Genomic DNA, 21,260 nt, shown 5'->3' on the forward strand with positions numbered 1-21,260 from the left:
GGCCTCGATGTCGAAGCCTCAATCCGCGGCACTGGTCCGCAACCGCTATTTCGACGAGCTCTCGGCGACGCCGGGGCTCTACTGGCTCGGGCAGAACACCAACCATATCGAGAGCCACCCCGCCGTGCGCGAGGCGATGCTGCGCTCGATCGAGGCTGGCGAGTTCAATGCCTATGCCCCGCCGCTCGGCTTCGAGGCGCTGCGTGCCGCGATCGTCGCCGACCTCGGTGTGCCCGGCGCAGAGGCGCTGGTGACCGAGGGCGGCGTCAACGCGCTGGCGATGATCTGCCGTGCGCGCTGCAAGCCCGGAACGACGCTGGTGACGACCGATCCGACCTGGAAATGGCCGTGCCTGTTCGCGCGCCAGCAGGGCGCCGAAGTGATCGAAATTCCGATCTACGATCCGGCCTGCAACTACCGCCTGACGCCCGAGGCGTTGAAGGCGAATGTCGACGAGCGCACCGCGATCATCTATCTCGTCGATCCCAACAATCCGCTCGGCATTCGCAACACCCGCGAGGAGATCGAGAGCTTCGCGGCGATCGCGCGCGATTGCGGCGCGCTGCTGGTGCACGACTGCACCTACCGCGATTTCGCCGACGGCCACACCCCGTCGCTCCACGTGGCGCCGCAAGGCTCGGTGGTCTCGACCAGCTTTTCGAAATGGCTCGGGCTTGCCGGCCTGCGGATCGGCGCTCTGGTCGCCGCGCCGGACCTGTTCGAGGAACTGGCGCTGACATCCACGAGCGTGCTCGGTGCGAGCGTGATCGCCCAGCGTGCGGCGCAGGCGGGACTTTCCGTCAAGGCTGAGTGGATGAAGAAGGTCCGCAGCACCGACCGGTCCAACAAGGCGATGATCCAGGGGGCGGCGGCCGCGATCGAAGGGCTGGCGCTGCCGATCATGCCCTCGCACGGAAACTTTCTGGTGCTGGAGACCATCGCAGCGGGCATCCGTCCCGAGGCGCTGGTCGAGTGCTATCGCCGCCAGGGCATCATGATCCGCCAGGGCACGTATCATACGCAGCGCTTCGGCGACCGCTTCGTCAAGATCAGCACCTCCGTGCCGCAGGCGTGGGTCGAAAAGCTCTGCACGCTGCTGCCGGACATGGTTGCGCAGGCGCGCACGCTCAACGACCTGCCGCCGCAATTCTAGGGAATATGCCGATGACGATGATCACCACCAAAGACGGTGTGAAGCTCCATGTGGAAGAGGCGGGCGCGGGCACGCCGATCCTCTTCATCCATGAATTCGGCGGCAATCACGAAAGCTGGGAGCCGCAGCTGCGCTATTTCAGCCGGCGCCATCGCTGCATCACATACGCCGCGCGCGGCTATCCGCCGTCGGATGTGCCCGACAGCGTGGAAGCCTATTCGCAGGCGATTGCCGCGGACGATGCGGTCGCCGTGCTCGACGCGCTCCGAATCGAGAAGGCGCACATCGTCGGCCTGTCGATGGGCGGTTTCTGTACGGTGCATTTCGGCCTGCGCACGCCGGAGCGTGCCTTGTCGCTCACGGTGGCCGGCGCAGGCTATGGCTGCGAGAAGGAATTTGAGGACTATTTTCGCGGCGTCTCGCTCGAAGTTGCCGACAATTTCGAGAAGCAGGGCGCCAAGGAATTTTCGAAGATCTACGCGCTCGGCGCGAGCCGGGTGCAGTTCCAGAACAAGGATCCGCGCGGCTGGAAGGAATTCGCCGATCGCCTTGCCACCCATTCCGACCGCGGCGCCGCCAACACCATGCGCGGGGTCCAGGCACGGCGGCCGTCCTTCTACGATCTCGAAGACGGCCTGAAGAACATGATGGTGCCGACGCTGGTCGTCGTCGGCGACGAGGACGATCATTGTCTCCAGCCCGGCATCTTCCTGAAGAAGACCATTCCGGCCTGCGGTCTCTCGGTCTTCCCCAAGACCGGCCACACGCTCAATCTCGAGGAGCCGGCGGCGTTCAACGCGCTGCTTGCCGAGTTCATCGCCCAGGTCGAGGCCGGGCGCTGGCTGCCGCGCGATCCGCGCGCGCTGCCGGGCCAGATCATGCGCACGAAGTAGGTCGATGGGATCGAGCACCTTGATCAACGCCGATCGGCTCTGGACGCGCCTGATGGCGCTCGCCGAGATCGGCGCGACGCCCGCCGGCGGGGTGAACCGTCAGGCACTGAGTGACGGCGAGATTGCCGCCTGGCGCCGTGCTATCGGCTGGGCGCGCGAGGCGGGCTTGACGCCGTCGACGGATGCCGCGGGAAACCTGTTCCTGACGCTGGCCGGGCGCGATCACGCCGCGTCGCCGGTTCTGCTCGGCAGTCATCTCGACAGCCAGCCGACCGGCGGGAAATTCGACGGCGCGGCCGGTGTCATGGCGGCGTTAGAGGCGGCGGTCTCGCTCGCCGAGCAAAGTGACAGGCCGGCACGCGATGTCATCGTCGTCGCCTGGATGAACGAGGAAGGCTCGCGCTTCGCGCCGGGCATGATGGGTTCGGAGGCCTTTACCGGCGAACGCAATATGGATGCGATCCGCGCCGCGCGCGATGCCGACGGCATCAGCGTCGGCGAAGCGCTCGACCGCCTCCACCAGGCTTTCCCTGATGTGCCGCACAGGCCACTCGGCTTCGCGGCCGGAGCGTATCTCGAATTGCACATCGAGCAGGGACCATTGCTCGAGGCAGCCGACTGCGCGATCGGGGTCGTCACGGGCATCCAGGGCAAGAAGACGTTTCAGGTGGTGGTCGAGGGCGCCGAAGGACACGCCGGCACGCTGGCGCAGCAGGAGAGGCGGGATGCGCTCGCGGCCTTTGCGCGGATGGCGGCGGCGCTCCATGCCGAGATCGGCACGGTCGATGACGACATCAAGTTCACCATCGGCCGTGTTGCCGTGGTTCCGAACGCGCCGTCGGTGGTGCCTTCGCGCGTCAGCTTCAGCATCGATCTGCGTCATCCTGATAATGCGGTGCTCGATGCCGCGGGCGCGCGCATCGCGGCTCTTTGCCAGCAGAACGCCGCACCGTGCGCGGTCACGGTGACACCGCTCGTCGATGCGCCGTCAAACGCCTTCGATCCGCGCCTGCGGGCGAGCATTGCGGAAGCCGCGCGAGAGCAGGGGCATTCCGCCATGGAGATCCTCTCCGCCGCCGGTCACGACGCCCGCCATCTTGCCAAGATCTGTCCCGCCGCGATGATCTTCATCCCGTGCCGCGACGGCGCAAGCCACGTTGAGCACGAATGGGCTGAGCCCGATCATGTTGCCGCCGGCGCCTCCGTATTGGCCCAGGTGCTGCGCGAGCTGGCGTTTGCGCCTGGCATTGCGGTGTGAGGACGCCGATGCAGGACGTGGCCCCACAGGACTACCGCGATGCGATGGCCTGTCTCGGCGCGGCCGTCAACATCGTGACCACAGACGGCAGCGCGGGGCGCGCCGGATTTACCGCATCCGCCATTTGCAGCGTCACCGACGATCCGCCGACGCTTCTGGTCTGCATCAACCGCGGCTCCTCTGCCTACTCCAGCGTGACGCGCAACGAGGTGGTGTGCGTCAACGTGCTCTCGGCCCGGCATGAGCCGCTGTCCCGGCTGTTCGGCGGCAAGGTGCCCGCCGACGAACGGTTTGCCGCGGCCGCGTGGTCGACGCTCGCAACCGGTGCGCCGGTGCTGGCCGACTGTTCCGCCGCGTTCGACTGCCGGATTGCCGATATCGTCAATGTCGGTACGCATGACGTGCTGTTCTGCCGCGTCGTGGCCCTGCAAAGATCCGGTTGCACCGACAATCTGATCTATTTCGGCCGCGCCTACCACACGGTCGGGGTGACCGATCCAACCGAGGCTGGACCGGAATCCGCTCTTGACGCATCCTGAGGTGAGGCTGGCGATCGCCGGCCGTTCCAACAATCACCTCTGCGCGATGGACAAGAGCCGTCAACCGAACAAGCGCGTATCTCTCGCGGGGATGCATATCGACCGGGCGTCGGCCGTGCCGCTGCACTTGCAGATCGCGGCCCACATCCGCGGCTGCATTCTGCGCGGCGTCTTTCCGGCCGGAACGCAATTTCTGGGCTCGCGGGAGATCGCGCGGGAGTTGGGCTGCTCGCGCACGGTGGTGTTGACCGCGTGGGATCTGCTCTACGCCGAGGGCTATCTTGAATCGACCCCGCGCGGCAGCGTCATGGTGGCGTCAGTCGCAACACCGCACGCGGAGCCGCCGTCGGTGGCGTCGCCCGCGGCCGTGCCCGCCCATATGTCGAAGCGCTGGCAATCACTGCTGGCGTTCGACTACGAGACCAACTGGCCGTCGGAGTTCAGTCCCGGCGCACCTGATATCTCGACGTTCCCCTTCAAGGACTGGTCGCGCCTGCTGCGCCAGACCTGGCAAAATCCGAGGGAGCAGGAGTGCCTCGATCTCCCTCCCGAAGGCCATCCGCGCCTGCGCAGCGAGATCGCAAATTTCCTCGGCTCGGTGCGCGGGCTGGTCTGCTCGCCGGAGGAGGTCGTCGTCACGTCAGGCACATCGGGGGCGCTCGATTTCTGTAGCCGGATGATCCTCGATCCCGGCGACGAGGTCTGGGTCGAGGAGCCCGGCTTTGTCGAGGCCCGGTGGGCGCTCACGGCGGCCGGCGCCAAGCTGGTTCCGGTTCCGGTCGACGACAAGGGGCTGGTGGTCTCGGAAGGGATTCGACGCGCGCCGGGTGCCCGGCTGATCGTGGTCACGCCGTCGCATCAATATCCGCTCGGCGTCAGCATGGGCCTGGAGCGGCGTCTCGAGCTGCTCGACTGGGCCAACAAGAACGATGTCTGGGTGATCGAGGACGACTACAATTCGGAGTTCAGGCACCAGGACAGCATGATCGCCTCCTTGCGTTCGCTCGATCGCGAGGGGCGGGTGATTTATTTCGGCACCTTCTCGAAGATCATGATGCCGAACCTGCGGCTCGGCTACATCGTCGCCAACAGGCATTTCATCGATGGCTTCTCCAGGGGCCGCGCGCGGATCGACGTCCATACCTCCGGCGTCGGTCAGCTCGCGCTCGCCGAATTCATGCGGGAGGGGCATCTGCTGCGGCACCTGCGCGGGATGCGCCGGGCCTATGCCACCAGGCGCAAGGCGCTGATCGATGCGATCGCCACGCTGATGCCTGACGATCTGGCCGTGTCCGCGGCGGTGACCGGGCTGCATCTGGTGGCGCTGTTCACCGATGCGATGCGGGCGCGGATGAGCGACCGCGAAGCGGCCGCCGTCCTGAAGCAGGCTGGCATCCATGTGCAGCCGCTGTCGCAGAATTTTCTGAAGCAGCCGACGTTGCAAGGCCTGGTGTTCGGATACGGGCGGCTGCGCGTCGAGGATGCATCTCCGCTGCTTGCGAGAATCGCGGCTTGCATCGGCAGCGGCTCCCGCAATGCATCATCCGATCCGGCAATATCGTCTCGTACTGTTCGTACAATAAAGAGAGGCAGAGCCGATCGTGGTGCATAGCTCATAGGCACCCGACGATCCCACAGCGCCGTTCGATCGCCTGCAAATTAGACAGACGATTTCAGACGTTCGGATTGCAGCGCAGCAGGAGTTGCGATTTGCCCGGAGAATTCCGTGGTGCGCTGCACGTTTTTCGCGTGAGCCGGCCCGTGTTCGCGTGCTCTCTCTGCGGGCACGACTGCACCAAAACGTGCAGCAGGTGGCGTGGCGCACGGCGCCGGTCGCGCGCTGGTCTAGTGGTTTGCGACAACTTTGGCCCTATCCCGCGCCCATCGCTCTGTCGCACGCTCTCGGTCGGTGGCATGACAAGGGATGCATGATGAGCGCTCTGGTTTCGGCATTGGACGTTGCGATGAACGGCAAGGACCCGGCGTCCGGTTCGGACGTCACGCGTAGCTGATCCCTGCACATGAGCTCTTCCGAACATCACTGGGAAGTCGGCACCGATATCGGCGGCACCTTCACCGATATCATCGCGATCCGGCGCGACTCCGCGGAGGCGCGGATTGCGAAGGTGCCGTCGCGCCCGCAGGCGCCCGTTCAGGCGATGCTCGAGGCCATCGAGGCCGTCGGCCTGCGCAAGAGCGAGGTCAAGCGCTTCGTCCACGGCACCACCCGCGTGACCAACGCCATCGTCGAGGGCCGGCTGCCGAAGGTTGCGCTGGTCGCGACCGAAGGCTTTGCCGATGTGCTCGAGATCGCGCGCTATCGCCGCCGCGATCTCTATCGGCTCGACATTCCCCCGAAATCGCCGCCTCTGGTGCCGCCCGAACGATGCTTTGGACTCGCCGAGCGCCTCGATCACGAAGGCAGGGTGCTGAAGGCGCTTGAGGACGCCGAGATCGAGCGTCTGGTGGCCTGGCTCAAGCAGACCGGCGTTCAGAGCGTCGCGGTGGCCTTGCTGCACGCCTACGCCAATCCGGTGCATGAAAAGATTCTCGGCGAGCGGCTCAAGGACGTCGTCGCCCACGTCTCGCTGTCGCACGAGATCAATCCGGAGGCCCGCGAATATGAGCGGACTTCGGCAACCGTGTTCAACGCGGCCGCGATGCCGATCGCGGTGGAATATCTCAGCGAGCTGGAGCAGCGGTTGCCGATCGGAGCCGGCCTGCAGGTGTTTCATTCGGCCGGCGCCATGATCCCGATCTCGGCGGTGAAACGGCGGCCACTCGTGATGGCGATGTCGGGTCCTGCGGCCGGCGTCTCGGCCTCGGTCAGTATCGCGCGCCAGCTCGGCACGTCGCGCATGCTGACCTTCGACATGGGCGGCACCACGACCGACGTGTGCCTGATCGTGGACGGCCAGGCCGAGATGACCGACGGCCGCATGCTCGGCGACAAGCCGCTGCGCCAACCGATGCTCGCGGTTCATTCCATCGGTGCCGGCGGCGGATCGATCGTGCGCAACGGTCCGGGCGGCCTGATGGTCGGGCCGGAGAGCGCCGGCTCCGAGCCGGGGCCGGCCTGCTACGGCCGCGGCGGAACCGAGCCCACCATCACCGACGCCAACGCCGTGCTCGGCTATCTCAATCCCGAGACCAAGCTTGGCGATCGCATCGGCATCGACATCGAATCCGCCAAGCGCGTCATCGCGCCGATCGCGCAGGCATTGGGGCTGAGCCTGACCGAAACGGCGCTCGGCATCATCAAGGTCGCGAACGCCACGATGGCTCGGGCGCTCCGGCGCGTCACGGTCGAACGCGGCATCGACGGACGCGATTGCACGCTGCTCGCCTTCGGCGGCGGCGGACCGATGCATGCCGCGGGTCTTGCCGATCTCTACGGGATTGCAGCGGTCGTCGTGCCGAGCGCATCGAGTGCGTTCTCGGCGCTGGGCTGTCTTACCGCCGATTTCAGCTTCCTCCAACAGCAGACTCTTCGCGCGGCGCTTGAAGGGATCGACTTGGCGCGCGTGTCGGAGCGGATCGGGACGTTGATTGATGATGCCTCGGCGCCGCTGATTGCCAACGGTGTCGCCAGGGCAGAGATCCAGGTCGAGCTGGTGGCCTTGATGCGCTATGCGGCGCAGAACGACGCCATTCCGGTGCCGTTCGCACTGCCGCTCGACGTGGCTGGGCTCAAGAAGGATTTTCTGGCGCGGCATCACGAGCTCTTCGGCTATGCGACGAAGGAGAGCTGCGTCATCGAATCCGTGCGGGTGCAGGCGCGCCGCCCGTCGACGACCGTCGTCAGTCGGCCGGCGACAGCGGTGAGGGCCGTGTCCTCAGGTACGCGCACCTGCTCGTTCGACGGCTTCCACGAGATCGCGGCAGCAATCATCGACCGCGCCGCGCTGACGGAAACCGTGAACGGTCCCGCCATCATCGAAGACGCATGGTCAACGGTGGTGGTGCCGCCTGGCTGGCAGGCGAAGCCCGACGCCGCCGGCAACCTGTTCCTGACGCGGAGGGGCACATGAAGCTCGATCCGTTCGTCGTCGAAGTCATCAGGCACGGGCTTTCCGCCGCGGCCGAGGAGATGAGCCTGGTGATGACGCGCTCGGCCCGCTCGCCGCTGCTGCGCGAGGCCGGCGATCTGTCGTCCGCAATCACGGACGGTCGCGGCGGTCTGGTCGGGCAGGGCCGCGACATCCCGATCCATCTCGGCGCGATGGCCTACACCGTTCCGGAACTGCTGAAGGTCGTGCCGATCGAGACCCTGAACGACGGCGACGTGGTGATCTACAATGTCGGCGCGCTCGGCGGCAACCATCTCAACGACGTCAAGGTCGTGCGTCCTGTCTTCGTCGACGGCGAGATCGTCGCGTTCGCGGTCAGCCTCGCGCATTGGCCGGATATCGGCGGCACCTGGCCCGGCAGCTATTTCGCCAAGGCCATCGATACCTTCCAGGAGGCGATGCGCATTCCGCCGGTGCTGATCGCAACCTCAGCCGGCGTCAATACGCCGATCGTGCAGCTGCTCAAGGCCAACGTTCGCGATCCTGAGTCCTGCGAGGGCGATCTTTTGGCCCAGATCGCGGCGACCAAGGCCGGCGAGAAGCGCATCGTCGAGCTCTGCCGCGAGCACGGCAAGGCGGCTTTCACGGCAACGCAGTCGCGCCTGCACGATCTCTCCGAGATCGAGATGCGCGAGGCGCTGCGCGCGCTGCCGGATGGCGTCTACGAAGGCGAGGATTATCTCGACGACGGCAGCGAGAACAACGCGCCCGCGCGCATCCACGTCAAGATCACGATTGGCGGCGATGAGGCGACCTTCGACCTCTCCGGAAGCTGCGACCGCGTCTCGAACTTCTGCAACACGACGCCGTTCATGGCGCGTTCGGCCGTCGCCTATGCCGCGCGCATCATGAGCGGACGCGACATGAACCAGAATGCGGGTGCACTCCGGCCCCTGACCATCATCACGCGCCCGGGCTCGATCCTGGAGCCGGGCTGGATGGCTTCGGTTGCCGCCGGCAACCACGAGACGTCCATGCGCATCGTCGACGCGATTTTCCGCGCGATGCAAGACACGATCCCGGAACGTCTGTCGGCTGGGGGCGCGACCACCGCGGGCGTGCTGTTCTTTGCCGAACCGCGTCAAAGCGGTTCATGGAAGATGCTCTACGAGGTCCATGGCGGCGGCGAGGGCGCGCGGCACAATCGCGCCGGCATGTCGGCAACCCGGGTGCATCTCTCCAACACCTCGAACACGCCGGTCGAGGTGATCGAGGCGAACTACGCGATCCGCCTGGAGCAGCAGGCCATTCGCCGGCAGTCCGGCGGCGCGGGTGCCTATCCCGGCGGTGACGGTTCCGTCCGTACCTATCGCATCCTGGCGCCGGCGATGCATCTCACGACTTGCATCGAGCGCATGGTGATTCCGCCATTCGGCATGCAGGGCGGCGAGGCCGGCAAGACCTGCCGTATCTCGCTGATCCGGCAGGGGGCGCATGTTGCGATCGACGGCAAATCAAATCTGGTGCTGCAGCAAGACGATCTCGTCACGATCGAGATGTGCGGCGGCGGTGGCTACGGCGCCGCGGCTGCGGAGTGAGGGGACCCGCGATGAGCAGATTGTTGCGAACCGGACTGAATGCAGGCGAGGCCGCGCCGATGGCCGTCGTCGGCGGCGAGGGCGTCTACTTCCACCTGTCCGACGGCCGCCGCCTCATCGACGGCAGCAACACCGGCGGCGGCCTCGGGCATCGTCATCCGGCGATGGTGGAAGCGATCCGCCGTGCGGCGGATACGCCTGTCGTGAACGAAGGCTGGACCTGGGTCGGCCGCGAGCAGGCCGCGGACGACCTGATGGCCACCGCGTTCGGGGGCGAAGAGGATTGGGTCGGTGCGGTCCGCTTCTGTATCAGCGGCAGCGAGGCCAACGACATGGCACTTTCGCTCTGCCAGGCGCTGACGCAGCGCTCTGCATTGGCGACGCGCGAGCGCGCCTATCATGGCATCACCGGCCTGTCGCGCAGCATGACGGTGCAGCCGCAATGGCATGGCGGGCTTGCGGTGCACTCGGGCGGCTCGCAGCTCCCCGCGCCGATGGCGCCAGTACGGATTTTGCCGGCACCGAATGGCGCGATCTACGGCGCACCGGCCAATAATACGCCGCCTAGCGAATATCTGGCGGATGCCACGCGCCTGCTCTCCGACACGGCGGCGACGATCATCGACTACACCCAAGGCGGCATCTACTACGACGGCGCCTATCAGGACGAGGTGGCGCGCCGCGCGCGGCAGGCGGGCTCGTACTGGATCGCGGACGAGGTCGTCACCGGCGCGGGCCGCGCGGGACGTTGGTTCGCATTTCAGGGGGCCGAAAGCCGCCCCGATATCGTGACGCTCGGAAAGTCGCTCGGTGGCGGTGCGGCGGCGGTGGCCGCGGTCGTGGTGTCGAAGCATATCGTCGAGCGGCTCAAGGGCACGAGTTGGCAGAACTACGGCACGCTGCGCGGCCATCCCATCAGCATGGCCGCCGTCAGCGCCTATCTGAAGGTCGTCAGCGACGACAAGATTCTGGAGCATGTCCAAGAGCTCGAAAGGCTGTTCAGCCGCCGCCTGCTCGCGATCGCGCAGAAACATCCGAGCGTGCAGCGCGTGGCGGGGCAGGGACTGCACTGGACGGTGGAGCTGCACGGCCCGGACTGGCGCACCTGGCATGCCGACACCACGGAGGTGCCGATCGCCTCGCGCGTGGCGGAGCGGGCGCTGGAGGCCGGTGCCGTGATCGGCACCAGCGGCGAGCAGACTTCGCTGTTCCTGGCGCCGCCACTCGTGATCTCCGAGCGCGAAGCTGAGCAGCTTCTGGATGCGCTCGACCACGGTCTCGACGTCGCGGACGAGGAGCACGGGTGAGTATAGATCACGCAGCATCCCGTCGTTCGCCGGCCTGGCCGGTGGATGAGCCCTGGCATCTCACGATGCCGGAAGGGACGCTGTACGACGCGCTGGCACGCGCGGCGAACGACCGGCCGTCGCATCCGGCGACGGTGTTCTACGGTGCGAGCCTGAGCTACGCCGAGCTGCGTGAGCGTGTCGACGCGTTGGCGGGTTTCCTGCAAGGTGCTTGCGGCATCAAGCGCGGCGACCGCGTCATGATCGCGCTTCAGAACTCGCCGCAATATGTCATCGCCTATTATGCGGTGATGCGGGCCGACGCAGTGATCGTGCCGGTCAATCCCATGAACAAGACCGCCGAGATCGCGTATCTCGCGGCCGATAGCGGCGCGGAGGTCGCGATCATCGGCAGCGAGCTGAGCGACGTGTTTGCTCCGCTGGTCGGGGATGCCATTGCGTATGCAATCGTCGCGCAGTATCGCGACGAGGTGCCCAGCGCCACGCCCTACACGCTGCCACTCTGCGTGACCGAAGCGCCGTCGGAGATGCCGTCGTCGCCGGGCTGGCACTTTTGGTCGTCCGCGATCGCGCAAGGCTTGCGGCCGGGTGCGATGGCCGTCGGGCCGGACGACCTCATGATCCTGCCCTACACGTCGGGGACGACAGGCAAGCCCAAGGCCTGCATGCACAGTCATCGCAGCGCGCTGTTCACCGCGGCCTTGCAGGCGCGCTGGTACGGGATCAACGGCGGCGACGTGATGACTGGATTCATGCCGCTGTTCCACGTCGCGGGCATGCAGGGTTCGATGAATGCCGCGATCGTCGCCGGCGCCACTCTGCTGTTGATGGCGCGCTGGGACAAGGATCTGCTCCCGGACCTGTTCGAAACCTATGGCGTGACGTTCTGGAACGCGGCCCCGACCATGATCGTCGACGTGCTCGCAAGCGTCCGCTTCCGCGACCGGTGTTTTGCGAAGCTGAAGGTGCTAACCGGTGGCGGCGCGGCGATGCCGACGGCGGTGGCCGAGCGGCTGAAGGGACGCTTCGGTCTCGATTTCGTCGAAGGTTACGGCATGACCGAGACCATGTCACCGACGCACCTCAATCCGATGGCGGCACCGAAGCGGCAGTGTCTCGGCATCGCCGTGCAGGAGACCGACGCGCGGATCGTCGATCCCGAGAGCCTGATCGAGCTGGACGACAACGTCGTCGGTGAGATCGTCGTGCACGGGCCGCAGGTGCTGCAAGGCTACTGGAACCGCCCGCAGGCCGACGCTGAGGCGTTCATCGAACTCGCCGGCAAACGGTTCCTGCGCACGGGCGATCTCGGCTATCGCGATGCCGACGGCTATTTCTTTGCGGTGGACCGCCTCAAGCGGATGATCAATGTCAGCGGCTTCAAGGTGTGGCCGGCCGAGGTGGAGGCGGCCATGTACCAGAACCGCGCCATCCGGGAGTGCTGTATCGTCTCGGCGCCGGACGATTATCGCGGCGAGACCGTCAAGGCCCTGGTGGTGCTGGACGAGGCGATGCGCGCGACGACGTCGGCGGACGATATCATCGGCTGGGCGCGCGGCGTCATGGCGAGCTACAAGGCGCCGCGCGCCGTTATCTTCGTCGATCATTTGCCGCGGACCGCGAGCAACAAGATCAACTGGCGACTGCTGCAAGACGCCGAATGGGGGCGGACCGCATGAGAAGGCGCCCGGCTGGAAATTCCGGACGCGGCTGCGCTATGCTGCCGGCGCCGGCAAATCGTTGAGGCTGCGATGTTCAGCTTCGTCCAAGAGGTCACCAGGAACCCGCTTATGCGTATTGTCAATGTTGCCGCCGCCCAGATGGGCCCGATTCAGAAAGCCGACAGCCGCGAGGCCGTGGTCAAGCGCATGATCGCGCTGATGGACGAGGCGAAAGCAAAAGGCGCCGACCTGATCGTCTATCCGGAGCTGGCGCTGACGACGTTTTTTCCGCGCTGGTACGTGGAGGACCGGGCCGAGTTCGACAACTGGTTCGAGCGCGAGATGCCGAGTGCGGCGACGAAACCGCTGTTCGAGCGCGCGGCGCAGCATCAGATGGCGATGAATTTCGGCTATGCGGAGCTGACGCCGGACGGCCATCACTTCAATACCGCCATCCTCACCGACAAGTCCGGCAGGATCGTCGGCAAATATCGCAAGATCCATCTGCCGGGCCATGTGGAATACGACACCAAGCGTTCGCACCAGCACCTCGAGAAGCGCTATTTCGAGCCGGGTGACCTCGGCTTCAAGGTCTGGCGCGAGCTGGGCGGCATCATCGGCATGGCCATCTGCAACGACCGGCGCTGGCCCGAGACCTATCGCGTCATGGGCTTGCAGGGCGTCGAGATGGTGCTGATCGGCTACAACACGCCGTCCGTCAATGCGGAGAAGAGCGAGGAGGGCGTCGAGAAGCGCCTGTTTCACAATCGCCTCTCCGTGCAGGCCGGCGCCTATCAGAATGCAACCTGGGTCGTCGGAGTGGCCAAGGCCGGCAATGAGGATGGCCACCCGCTGTTTGGCGGCAGCCTGATCGTCGACCCCAACGGCGAGATCGTCGCCGAGGCCAGGACTGAGGACGACGAGGTTCTGGTTCACGCCTGCGACCTCGATGCCACCACCTTCGGCAAGACCACGATCTTCGATTTCGCGCGGCATCGCCGCATCGAGCATTACGGCCTGATCACCAGCCAAACCGGCGCGGTGCCGCCGCCGGAAAAGTGACGCCGATGGCCGACAAGGGCACATCAGGCATTCCCTTAGCCGAGCTCGATCCGCGCGACCGCTACAAGCTGCTCTGCGGCGTGGTGGTGCCGCGGCCGATCGCGCTGGTGACGACGCTGGACGAGAACGGGGCGGTCAATGCCGCGCCGTTCAGCTTCTTCAATGTCTTCTCCGAGAGTCCCGCGCTGATCGTGCTCGGGCTCCAGCACAAGCCGGATCACTCGCCGAAGGACACGACCCGCAACATCCATCGCGACGGCGAGTTCGTGGTTCACATGGTGGATGAGGCGCTGTCGGGGGCAATGAACGACTGCGCGGTCGATTTTCCGTCCGGTGACAGTGAGGTTGCGGCGACGGGGCTTGCCACGCTGCCCTCGGTCGACGTGAAGGTGCCGCGCCTCGCGGCGGCGCCCTTTGCGTTGGAATGCCGGCGCCATGTCGTGCTGAATTTCTCGCCGGATCGCGAGCTACTGGTCGGCGAGGTGCTCAGGGTTCACGCCCGCGAGGGCCTCGTCGATGAGGCCAACATGTATGTCGATCTCGACGCCTACCGGCCGATCGGCCGCATGTTCGGCAATCTTTACACCACGCAGCGGGGCACGTTCGCGCTCGTCCGCGAGAGCCACGCGCAATGGCTCGCGCGGCAGGACGCCAAAGAGCTGAAGGACGCCTAGTGAGCCGAGAACTGCACCGTACCCAGCGCCATGGTGACGGCCGCCTGTGTCGGGTCGATCACGGGAATACGAAGGGCGTCTTCCAGCGAGCGGCGATGGCGCGCCATGCCGGCGCAGCCCATCACGATGGCGCGGGCGCCGTCCTCGTCGCGCAGCGCGCGGCCGATGTCGATCATCTTGGCCAGCGTGCCTTCGCCCGAGGCGGTTTCCGCAACGCTCATGTTGAGCGGCCGTTCGCCGGCGAGGCGGTCGGTCAATCCCATCTGCCTGAGATAGCGCATGTGCCGCGGGATCGAGCGCTGGGCGATGGCGATGACGCCAAAGGTTTCGGCGCGCGCCAGCGCCGTCAGCACGCCGCACTCGGCGATGCCGAACACCGGGCGGTTGGTGCCCTCGCGGCAGACCTGAAGCCCGGGATCGCTGTAGCAGGCGATGACGAAGGCGGCGGAGCTGTTGTCGCTTTCGACCAGCCGGCGCAGCGGCATCGCGACGCTGTCGACGTCGGCCTGGCTTTCAATGCCGAACGGACCTTCCGCCAGCGTCCGGCAAATTACTTCCGGTCCGCCCTCGAAATCGAGCGGCCTCAAGGCATCCTCCAGCCCCTGCGTGACGGTGGGATTGGAGTTCGGATTGATGACGAGAATGCGCGGCCGGGGCATGATGGTCTTTCCAAGAAATTGCGATCACGTGCGTTGAGCCTATCACGGAGTGCCTCATGACTGAACCCACCTACGACCTGATCATCCGCGGCGGCCGCGTCGCGACCACGACTGACGTCTTCGAGGCCGACGTCGCCATCTCCGGCGAAACCATCGCAGCCGTCGGCCGCGGCCTTCCGGCCGCCAAGCGCGAGATCGACGCGCGCGGCAAGCTGGTGCTGCCGGGCGGCGTCGACAGCCACGCCCATATCGAGCAATTGTCCGCAGCCGGCATCATGAATGCAGATACGTTCGAGAGCGCGACCATCTCCGCCGCGTTCGGCGGCACCACCACGGTGATCCCGTTCGCCGCCCAGCATGTCGGCATGAAGCTGCCGCAGGTGGTCGAGGACTATCACGCGCTGGCGAAGAAGGGCGCCGTGATCGACTACGCCTTCCACATGATCATTGCGGACGCGACCAGGGAGACGGTCGAGGAGCACATCTCGGCGCTGGTGAAGCAGGGCCATGCCTCGATCAAGATTTTCATGACCTACGACCGGCTCAAGGTCGACGACGAGCCGCTGCTGGACATCCTGCTTGCGGCGCGCCAGTCCGGCGCGATGCTGTGCGCGCACGCCGAAAACCACGGCATCATCGCCTGGATGGTGAAGCGCCTGCTCGCGCGCGGCTACACGCTGCCGAAATACCACGCCGTCAGCCACGCCCGCGTGTCGGAGGCCGAGGCCTTCACCCGGCTGATCGGCATGGCGGCGCTGATCGACCAGCCGATCATGATCTTCCATGTCTCGACCGCCGAAGGCGCCAAGGTCATCAGGGACTCGCGCGGGCAGGGGCTCAAGGTCTTTGCCGAGACCTGTCCGCAATATCTGTTCCTGACGGCTGCCGATCTCGACAAGCCCGGCGCGGACGGCGCCAAATGGATGTGCAGCCCGCCGCCGCGCACGCATGCCGACCAGGAGGCGCTGTGGCAGGCGCTGTCGCTCGGCGATCTCCAGACCATCTCGTCGGATCACGCGCCGTATCGCTTTGACGAGACCGGCAAGCTGCGTGCCGGCCCCAATCCCAACTTCAAGCAGGTCGCCAACGGCCTGCCGGGGCTGGAGCTGCGGCTGCCGCTCTTGTTCGACGCGATGGTGTCGAAGGGACGTCTGGGCCTCGAAAAGTTCGTGGAGCTGACTTCGACCGCGCCGGCAAAAATCTACAATCTGCATCCGCGCAAGGGCTCGATCGCGGTCGGCGCCGACGCCGATATCGCGATCTGGGATCCCAATCGCGAGACCGTGATCGCCGACGAGATGATGCACGACCTCGCCGGTTACACGCCGTTTGCCGGGCGGAAGCTGAAGGGCTGGCCGGTGTCGGTGCTCTCGCGCGGCCGCGTGATCGTCGAGGGCAATAAATGTCTCGCGAGCGCCGGCAGCGGAAAGTTCCTGGCGCGCAGCGGCGGCGAGGCGGCGAAGCCGACGGGTCGGCTGGTCGCGGACATGGATCCGGAACGGAATTTCGGGGCGAAGCTGCTGTGACGGTGGATTGCGTGCGATGAAGATCATCATCTTCGGCGGCACCGGCTTTGTCGGCCTCAATGTTGCCGAGGTGCTGCTTGCGCGCGGCCATGACGTGACGCTGTATGATCGTAAGCAACTTCCGGCTGGCGCGGAGCGGTTCTTTGCTGACCACCGGGAGCGGCTCTCGATTATTCAGGGCGAGATCACGGACATCGAGAGGATCGACGCGCTGGTAAAGCAAGGCTTTGATGCGATCATCCTTGGCGCTGCCATAACCGCCGGGGACCAGCTCGAGCGGACCACGACCTCGAGCATCCTCGAGATCAATGTGATGGCTCAGATGCCGATCCTGAGCGCTGCGATCCGCCGTGGCGTTCGGCGCGTGATCAATCTCTCCTCTGCGTCCGCCTATGGTGCCGCGGGGCAACGCTATCCGGTACTGGACGAGGAGACGCCGTGCGATCCCGTCTCATTTTACGCGATCAGCAAATTCACGTCAGAGAGATCAGTGGCGCGGCTTGCCGAGTTGTGGGGAGGCGATTTTCTGAGTGTGCGGTTAAGCGCCGTGTTCGGTCCGTGGGAGCGGATCGGGAAGGTGCGCGATACGCCCAGCCTCCAGTTCCAGATCCTTGCTGCGTTCGCCCGCGGCGAACCGGCCCTTCTCCCTGCGCCAGGCATCAAGGATTGGACCTACGCGCCCGACGCCGCCGAAGCGGTGGCGGTGCTGATCGAAGCCGAGCGGCCACGCCACCGGCTCTACAACATCTCAAGCGGCGCAGCCTGGTCCGCGCTGCAATGGGGTGAGGCGTTCGCAGCCCTTCATCCCGGGCTGGAGTGCCGGCTCGCGTCACCCGGAGAGAAGACCTTCATCAAGCTCCACGGCGGGGATCGTGCGCCGATGTCGGTCAAGCGGATGGCCGATGAGTTCGGCTGGCGCGCCCGGTTCGGCTGCGTGGAGTCGGCCGCAGCGATGAGCGCCTGGTGGATGCAGCACAAGGAAGGGATCTGACATGCGGCTGCAGGGGCGCACGGCCATCATCACCGGAGCGGGCTCGGGCATCGGCCGGGCCAGCGCAAAGCTGTTCGCGGCGGAGGGCGCGCGTCTCGCGCTGGTCGATCGCGATGCCGCGGGTCTTCAGGAAACGCTCGGCCTCGTGAGCGAGGCAACGGCGCATGTCGGGGACGTCGGCGATGCCGCATTGGCCGAGACTGTTGTCGGCGATGTCGTGGCGCGCCACGGCCGGCTCGATATCCTCATGACCGCTGCCGGCTTCTCCTGCGGCGGCACGGTGCTGACGACGAGCCCGGACGACTGGGACGCGGTGTTCCGCGCCAATGTCGGCGGCACCTGGCTGTGGGCGCGGGCCGCGGTGCCTCACATGCAGCGGCAGCAGAGCGGCTCGATCATCACGCTGGCATCGCAGCTCGCCATCGCCGGCGGCAAGGGCAACAGCGCCTATATCGCCGCCAAGGGCGCGATCGTGAGTCTCACGCGGACGATGGCGGTGGATTTCGCCACCGACGGCATTCGCGTCAACGCCATCGCGCCCGGCGCGATCGACACGCCAATGCTCCGCCGCAGCTTCGCCCGTCACGCCAATTCGGACGAGGTGCGCGAAGCCTCCCGCAACCGCCACGCCATGAAGCGGTTCGGCCACGCAGACGAGATCGCGCAGACGGCGCTGCATCTCGCCAGCGATGCGTCCTCGTTCACGACGGGCACCGTGATGGTGGTTGACGGAGGCTGGCTCGCGGCATGACCGACGCGCTCACAGAGCTCGAAGCGGATGTTCGCGCCGATCTCGGTATGATCGCGCATCCCGGCGCGGCATGGCTTGAGCCGAAGATCGGGCCTGATGGCGAACCGGCACTGGACGTGCTCGTCGTCGGTGCCGGCCAATCCGGCATCGCCATCGGCTTCGGCCTCATGCGCTCCCGCGTCAGCAACATCCTGCTGCTCGACAAGGCCGAGGAGGGGAAGGAGGGCCCGTGGCTCACTTATGCCCGCATGCCGACGCTGCGCAGCCCGAAGGACTACACCGGTCCCGATCTCGACATTCCGAGCCTGACCTACCAGTCCTGGCACGAAGCCCGCTTTGGCAAGCAGAGCTGGCAAGAACTCGGCCTGATCGAACGCGGCCATTGGGCCGAGTATCTGCTGTGGCTGCGCCGCACGGTCGGCTTGCCGGTGCGCAACGCTTGCGAACTCCTGGAGATCGCGCCTGCGTCTGACGGCTTGCTCACCGCGCGCGTGAAGCGTGCCGGCGGCATCGAGACGCTCTATGCCCGCAAGATCGTGCTGGCGACGGGGCAGGAGGGGATGGGCGGCTGGATGATCCCGGAACCGCTCCGCCATCTGCCGTCAAGCTCGGTCGCGACCGTCGCCGACGACATCGACTTTGAAAAGCTGCGCGGCAAGCGCGTCGCCGTGATCGGCGCCGGCGCATCCGCCTTCGACAATGCGGCCACTGCGCTGGAGGCTGGCGCCGCCGAGGTGCATCTGCTGTGCCGCCGTACGCAGATCCAGGTGATCCAGCCCTATCGGTGGCTGACCTTTCGCGGCTTCCTGCGTCATCTCAGCGATCTCGACGATGCCTGGCGCTGGCGCTTCATGCGCACCATCCTTGAAATGCGGGAAGGCTTTCCGCAGCCAACCTACGACCGCTGCGCGCGTCATGCCAATTTCACACTGCACGAGGGCGCGCCGGTCGAGGCGGCCCGGGAGACGGGCAAAGGCATCGAATTGCAGACGCCGCGCGGCGCCATCCCGGCGGATTTCGTCATCTGCGGTACCGGCATCGACATGAGCTTTGCAGGGCGCGGCGAGCTCGCTGCATTCGCCGGCAACATCGCGACCTGGGCCGACCGCTATCAGCCGCCTTCGAGCGAGCGCAACGAACGGCTCGGCCGCTTTCCCTATCTCGCCGACGATTACGCCTTCACCGAGCGCGTGCCGGGCGAGACGCCCTGGATTTCCGACATCCATCTCTTCGCCATCGCCTCCACCATGAGCTTCGGTCCGTCGGGATCGTCGATCAACGCGATGACGACCGCCGTCCCGAAGCTGGTCCACGGCCTGACGCGCGGCCTGTTTCGCGCCGATATCGCGCGGCACTGGGCGTCGCTCAGCGCCTATGACGTGCCGCAGGCCGTGGTCACGCGGCCGGCGCGAAAGACGGGGGAATAGCGATGATCATCCATGCGCCGCCGCGACGAAGCGTCCCCACGCGCGACCCGTGAGACTGGCGCGCAACTTGCTTGTTTCTTAACCTGCCTTGCTGGCGTTCTTGTCGAAATTCAGGGAAAAACGAATGCGTTTTGTGTCTTTCAGGCCGGCGTCCTCGATGCTCGCCACCGTTGCGCTTCTGCTCATCGCGAACGCGCCTTCGCAGGCCCAAACCAGGGCGGAAACGCTGCGCTATGTGACGGGCGCATCCGTCAACACGCTCGATCCCAACATCCCCGGCTCGACGCGCGAGTCCTTCGCGCTGAGCATGAGCACCTACGACCGGCTGGTGGCGTTCGGTCGCAAGCAGCTCAACGGCAAATGGGTGTTCGATCTCGACACGATCACCGGCGAGCTCGCCGAATCCTACGACGTCAGTCCCGACGGGCTGAAGCTCACCTTCCGCCTGCGCAAGGACGCCAAGTTTCAGGACGGCTCGCCCGTGACCGCAGAGGACGTGAAATGGTCGCTCGATCGCTGCGTCACCGCGCCGATCCTCGGCAAGGCGCAGCTCCTGACCGGTTCGTTGACGTCGGCCGATCAGTTCAAGGTGATCGATCCCCTCACCATCGAGGTGACGCTGCCAAAGCCCGACAAGCTCGCGCTGCCGAATTTGGCGACCGTCTATCCCATGATCATCAACTCGAAGGTCGCCAAGGAGCACGCGACCGCGGATGATCCCTGGGCGACCGCCTGGCTGAAGGAGCACACCGCCGGCAGCGGTGCCTACGTGGTCGAGACTTTCAAGCCGGGTGAGCAGGTGATCCTCAAGCGTGACGAATCCTGGAACCGCGGCTCGGCCAACAAGCCCGCCTTCTTCAAGCGTGTGATCGTGCAGTCGGTGCCGGAACCGGCGACCCGCGCCAACCTGGTCGAGCGCGGCGATGCCGACATCGTCGTCGATCTCCAGGCGAGCGACGTGCAGTCGCTCGAGGCCAAGGGCAAGCTCAAGGTGATCTCGACGCCGCAGTACAATGCGATCACCTTCGTCTCGATGAACAACCAGATCCCGCCCTTCGACAACGTCAATGTCCGCCGCGCCATCGCCTTCGCGCTGCCGTATGACGACATGTTCAAGGCCGCGCTGTTCGGCCGCGGCGCGCCGCTGTTCGGCGCGAGCTGGCCGGACGGCAAGCCTGTGAACGGCATCTATCCGTTCCAGGCACCGGTGAAGACCGATCTCGACAAGGCCCGCGAATATCTCAAGGCCGCCGGCCTTCCCGAAGGATTTGCGACCACCTTCAGCTTCAACGTCGGCCAGGCCTCGACGGCCGAGCCGATGGCGTCGCTGGTGAAGGAATCGCTTGCGAAGATCGGGATCAAGGTCGACATTCAGAAGCTGCCGGATGCGCAGATGTCGACGCAGATCAACGAGAAGAAGCTGCCGTTCTTCACCGAAGGCATCGTCGCCTGGCTGCCGTCGACCGACTACTTCTACCGCAACTTTTATACCGGCAATCAGCGCTGGAACTACAGCTCCATCAACAATCCCGAGCTCGCCGCGATCGCGCAGGAAGCCCGCTTCGAGCCGGACAAGGCCAAGTACGAGGACGACGGCCGCAAGCTCAACGCGATCCATTTCAGCGAGATGCCGCAGATCCCGCTGTGGCAGCCGAACCAGGACGCGGTGATGGCGTCGTCGATCGAGGGCTATACCTACGAGTTCCACCGCCAGGTGGATTATCGCGACGTCAGCCGCAAGTGAGATCGGC

17 protein-coding genes are annotated in these 21,260 nt (G+C 65.9%); 16 read left to right on the top strand and 1 reads right to left on the bottom strand.

Annotation, left to right across the window (positions count from 1 at the left end; all coding sequences use genetic code 11):
- Positions 1-7 precede the first annotated feature (7 nt).
- The 11 genes from ACE10W_RS13490 to ACE10W_RS13540 all read left to right on the top strand — a co-directional run bounded on the left by ACE10W_RS13490 (position 8) and on the right by ACE10W_RS13540 (position 14,155).
- Positions 8-1,153 carry a pyridoxal phosphate-dependent aminotransferase gene (locus ACE10W_RS13490; protein ID WP_304552103.1) on the top strand — a complete coding sequence of 382 codons (1,146 nt, stop codon included), beginning with the start codon at positions 8-10 and terminating at the stop codon, positions 1,151-1,153.
- 11 nt (positions 1,154-1,164) lie between these two features.
- Entirely contained in the window at positions 1,165-2,046 is an 882-nt protein-coding gene (locus tag ACE10W_RS13495; protein ID WP_304552104.1) for an alpha/beta fold hydrolase, read from the top strand.
- Between the two features lie 4 nt (positions 2,047-2,050).
- Positions 2,051-3,304 (top strand): Zn-dependent hydrolase, encoded by a 1,254-nt coding sequence (locus tag ACE10W_RS13500; protein ID WP_375762600.1) that lies wholly within the window; start codon positions 2,051-2,053, stop codon positions 3,302-3,304.
- An 8-nt stretch (positions 3,305-3,312) separates the two neighbouring features.
- Positions 3,313-3,843, top strand: a complete 531-nt coding sequence (locus ACE10W_RS13505) for a flavin reductase (RefSeq protein WP_304552106.1) — start codon at positions 3,313-3,315, stop codon at positions 3,841-3,843.
- Between the two features lie 46 nt (positions 3,844-3,889).
- Complete coding sequence (locus ACE10W_RS13510; protein ID WP_369525342.1) at positions 3,890-5,455, top strand: PLP-dependent aminotransferase family protein; 1,566 nt, start codon at positions 3,890-3,892, stop codon at positions 5,453-5,455.
- A 409-nt stretch (positions 5,456-5,864) separates the two neighbouring features.
- Positions 5,865-7,874, top strand: coding sequence for a hydantoinase/oxoprolinase family protein (locus ACE10W_RS13515; protein WP_304552108.1), 2,010 nt, complete (start codon positions 5,865-5,867; stop codon positions 7,872-7,874).
- The gene (locus ACE10W_RS13520) at positions 7,871-9,451 is read left to right on the top strand and encodes a hydantoinase B/oxoprolinase family protein (protein ID WP_304552109.1); all 1,581 of its coding nucleotides are present in this window, start codon (positions 7,871-7,873) and stop codon (positions 9,449-9,451) included. The genes ACE10W_RS13515 and ACE10W_RS13520 overlap by 4 nt, the downstream gene beginning before the upstream one ends.
- An 11-nt stretch (positions 9,452-9,462) precedes the next feature.
- The gene (locus ACE10W_RS13525) at positions 9,463-10,758 is read left to right on the top strand and encodes an aspartate aminotransferase family protein (protein WP_304552110.1); all 1,296 of its coding nucleotides are present in this window, start codon (positions 9,463-9,465) and stop codon (positions 10,756-10,758) included.
- The gene (locus ACE10W_RS13530) at positions 10,755-12,437 is read left to right on the top strand and encodes a long-chain fatty acid--CoA ligase (protein ID WP_304552111.1); all 1,683 of its coding nucleotides are present in this window, start codon (positions 10,755-10,757) and stop codon (positions 12,435-12,437) included. Before ACE10W_RS13525 ends, ACE10W_RS13530 begins: the two co-directional genes overlap by 4 nt.
- A gap of 111 nt (positions 12,438-12,548) precedes the next feature.
- Positions 12,549-13,481: an N-carbamoyl-D-amino-acid hydrolase gene (locus tag ACE10W_RS13535; protein WP_304552112.1), complete on the top strand. Its 933-nt coding sequence runs from the start codon at positions 12,549-12,551 to the stop codon at positions 13,479-13,481.
- Between the two features lie 5 nt (positions 13,482-13,486).
- Positions 13,487-14,155: a flavin reductase family protein gene (locus ACE10W_RS13540; RefSeq protein WP_304552113.1), complete on the top strand. Its 669-nt coding sequence runs from the start codon at positions 13,487-13,489 to the stop codon at positions 14,153-14,155.
- On the opposite strand, the gene ACE10W_RS13545 is transcribed toward ACE10W_RS13540, so the two are convergent.
- Positions 14,152-14,814, bottom strand: coding sequence for an aspartate/glutamate racemase family protein (locus ACE10W_RS13545; RefSeq protein WP_304552114.1), 663 nt, complete (start codon positions 14,812-14,814; stop codon positions 14,152-14,154). The genes ACE10W_RS13540 and ACE10W_RS13545 overlap by 4 nt on opposite strands.
- Before the next feature lie 56 nt (positions 14,815-14,870).
- On the opposite strand from ACE10W_RS13545, the gene hydA reads away from it, so the two are divergent.
- The 5 genes from hydA (at position 14,871) to ACE10W_RS13570 (ending at position 21,253) form a co-directional block, all read left to right on the top strand.
- Positions 14,871-16,340: a dihydropyrimidinase gene (gene hydA / locus ACE10W_RS13550; protein WP_304552115.1), complete on the top strand. Its 1,470-nt coding sequence runs from the start codon at positions 14,871-14,873 to the stop codon at positions 16,338-16,340.
- A gap of 16 nt (positions 16,341-16,356) precedes the next feature.
- Positions 16,357-17,331, top strand: a complete 975-nt coding sequence (locus tag ACE10W_RS13555) for an NAD(P)-dependent oxidoreductase (protein WP_304552116.1) — start codon at positions 16,357-16,359, stop codon at positions 17,329-17,331.
- A 1-nt stretch (position 17,332) separates the two neighbouring features.
- A complete protein-coding gene (locus ACE10W_RS13560; RefSeq protein ID WP_304552117.1) occupies positions 17,333-18,082 on the top strand; it encodes an SDR family oxidoreductase in 750 nt (249 codons plus the stop codon).
- Complete coding sequence (locus ACE10W_RS13565) at positions 18,079-19,509, top strand: NAD(P)-binding domain-containing protein (RefSeq protein WP_304552118.1); 1,431 nt, start codon at positions 18,079-18,081, stop codon at positions 19,507-19,509. The genes ACE10W_RS13560 and ACE10W_RS13565 overlap by 4 nt, the downstream gene beginning before the upstream one ends.
- A 124-nt stretch (positions 19,510-19,633) precedes the next feature.
- Positions 19,634-21,253 carry an ABC transporter substrate-binding protein gene (locus ACE10W_RS13570; RefSeq protein ID WP_304552119.1) on the top strand — a complete coding sequence of 540 codons (1,620 nt, stop codon included), beginning with the start codon at positions 19,634-19,636 and terminating at the stop codon, positions 21,251-21,253.
- Positions 21,254-21,260 lie beyond the last annotated feature (7 nt).

The sequence above is a fragment of the Bradyrhizobium sp. B025 genome (assembly GCF_042257955.1).
In the GTDB taxonomy this organism is placed as follows: domain Bacteria; phylum Pseudomonadota; class Alphaproteobacteria; order Rhizobiales; family Xanthobacteraceae; genus Bradyrhizobium; species Bradyrhizobium diazoefficiens.

Excerpts from the sequence above, each read along its gene's own strand:
- ACE10W_RS13500 (WP_375762600.1), top strand. The coding sequence starts at position 2,051 with ATGGGATCGAGCACCTTGATCAACGCCGATCGGCTCTGGACGCGCCTG.
- ACE10W_RS13555 (WP_304552116.1), top strand. The coding sequence starts at position 16,357 with ATGAAGATCATCATCTTCGGCGGCACCGGCTTTGTCGGCCTCAATGTT.
- ACE10W_RS13505 (WP_304552106.1), top strand. The coding sequence starts at position 3,313 with ATGCAGGACGTGGCCCCACAGGACTACCGCGATGCGATGGCCTGTCTC.
- ACE10W_RS13565 (WP_304552118.1), top strand. The coding sequence starts at position 18,079 with ATGACCGACGCGCTCACAGAGCTCGAAGCGGATGTTCGCGCCGATCTC.
- ACE10W_RS13560 (WP_304552117.1), top strand. The coding sequence starts at position 17,333 with ATGCGGCTGCAGGGGCGCACGGCCATCATCACCGGAGCGGGCTCGGGC.
- ACE10W_RS13520 (WP_304552109.1), top strand. The coding sequence starts at position 7,871 with ATGAAGCTCGATCCGTTCGTCGTCGAAGTCATCAGGCACGGGCTTTCC.
- ACE10W_RS13495 (WP_304552104.1), top strand. The coding sequence starts at position 1,165 with ATGACGATGATCACCACCAAAGACGGTGTGAAGCTCCATGTGGAAGAG.
- ACE10W_RS13535 (WP_304552112.1), top strand. The coding sequence starts at position 12,549 with ATGCGTATTGTCAATGTTGCCGCCGCCCAGATGGGCCCGATTCAGAAA.
- ACE10W_RS13545 (WP_304552114.1), bottom strand. The coding sequence starts at position 14,814 with ATGCCCCGGCCGCGCATTCTCGTCATCAATCCGAACTCCAATCCCACC.
- ACE10W_RS13525 (WP_304552110.1), top strand. The coding sequence starts at position 9,463 with ATGAGCAGATTGTTGCGAACCGGACTGAATGCAGGCGAGGCCGCGCCG.
- hydA (WP_304552115.1), top strand. The coding sequence starts at position 14,871 with ATGACTGAACCCACCTACGACCTGATCATCCGCGGCGGCCGCGTCGCG.
- ACE10W_RS13570 (WP_304552119.1), top strand. The coding sequence starts at position 19,634 with ATGCGTTTTGTGTCTTTCAGGCCGGCGTCCTCGATGCTCGCCACCGTT.
- ACE10W_RS13510 (WP_369525342.1), top strand. The coding sequence starts at position 3,890 with ATGGACAAGAGCCGTCAACCGAACAAGCGCGTATCTCTCGCGGGGATG.
- ACE10W_RS13515 (WP_304552108.1), top strand. The coding sequence starts at position 5,865 with ATGAGCTCTTCCGAACATCACTGGGAAGTCGGCACCGATATCGGCGGC.
- ACE10W_RS13540 (WP_304552113.1), top strand. The coding sequence starts at position 13,487 with ATGGCCGACAAGGGCACATCAGGCATTCCCTTAGCCGAGCTCGATCCG.
- ACE10W_RS13490 (WP_304552103.1), top strand. The coding sequence starts at position 8 with ATGTCGAAGCCTCAATCCGCGGCACTGGTCCGCAACCGCTATTTCGAC.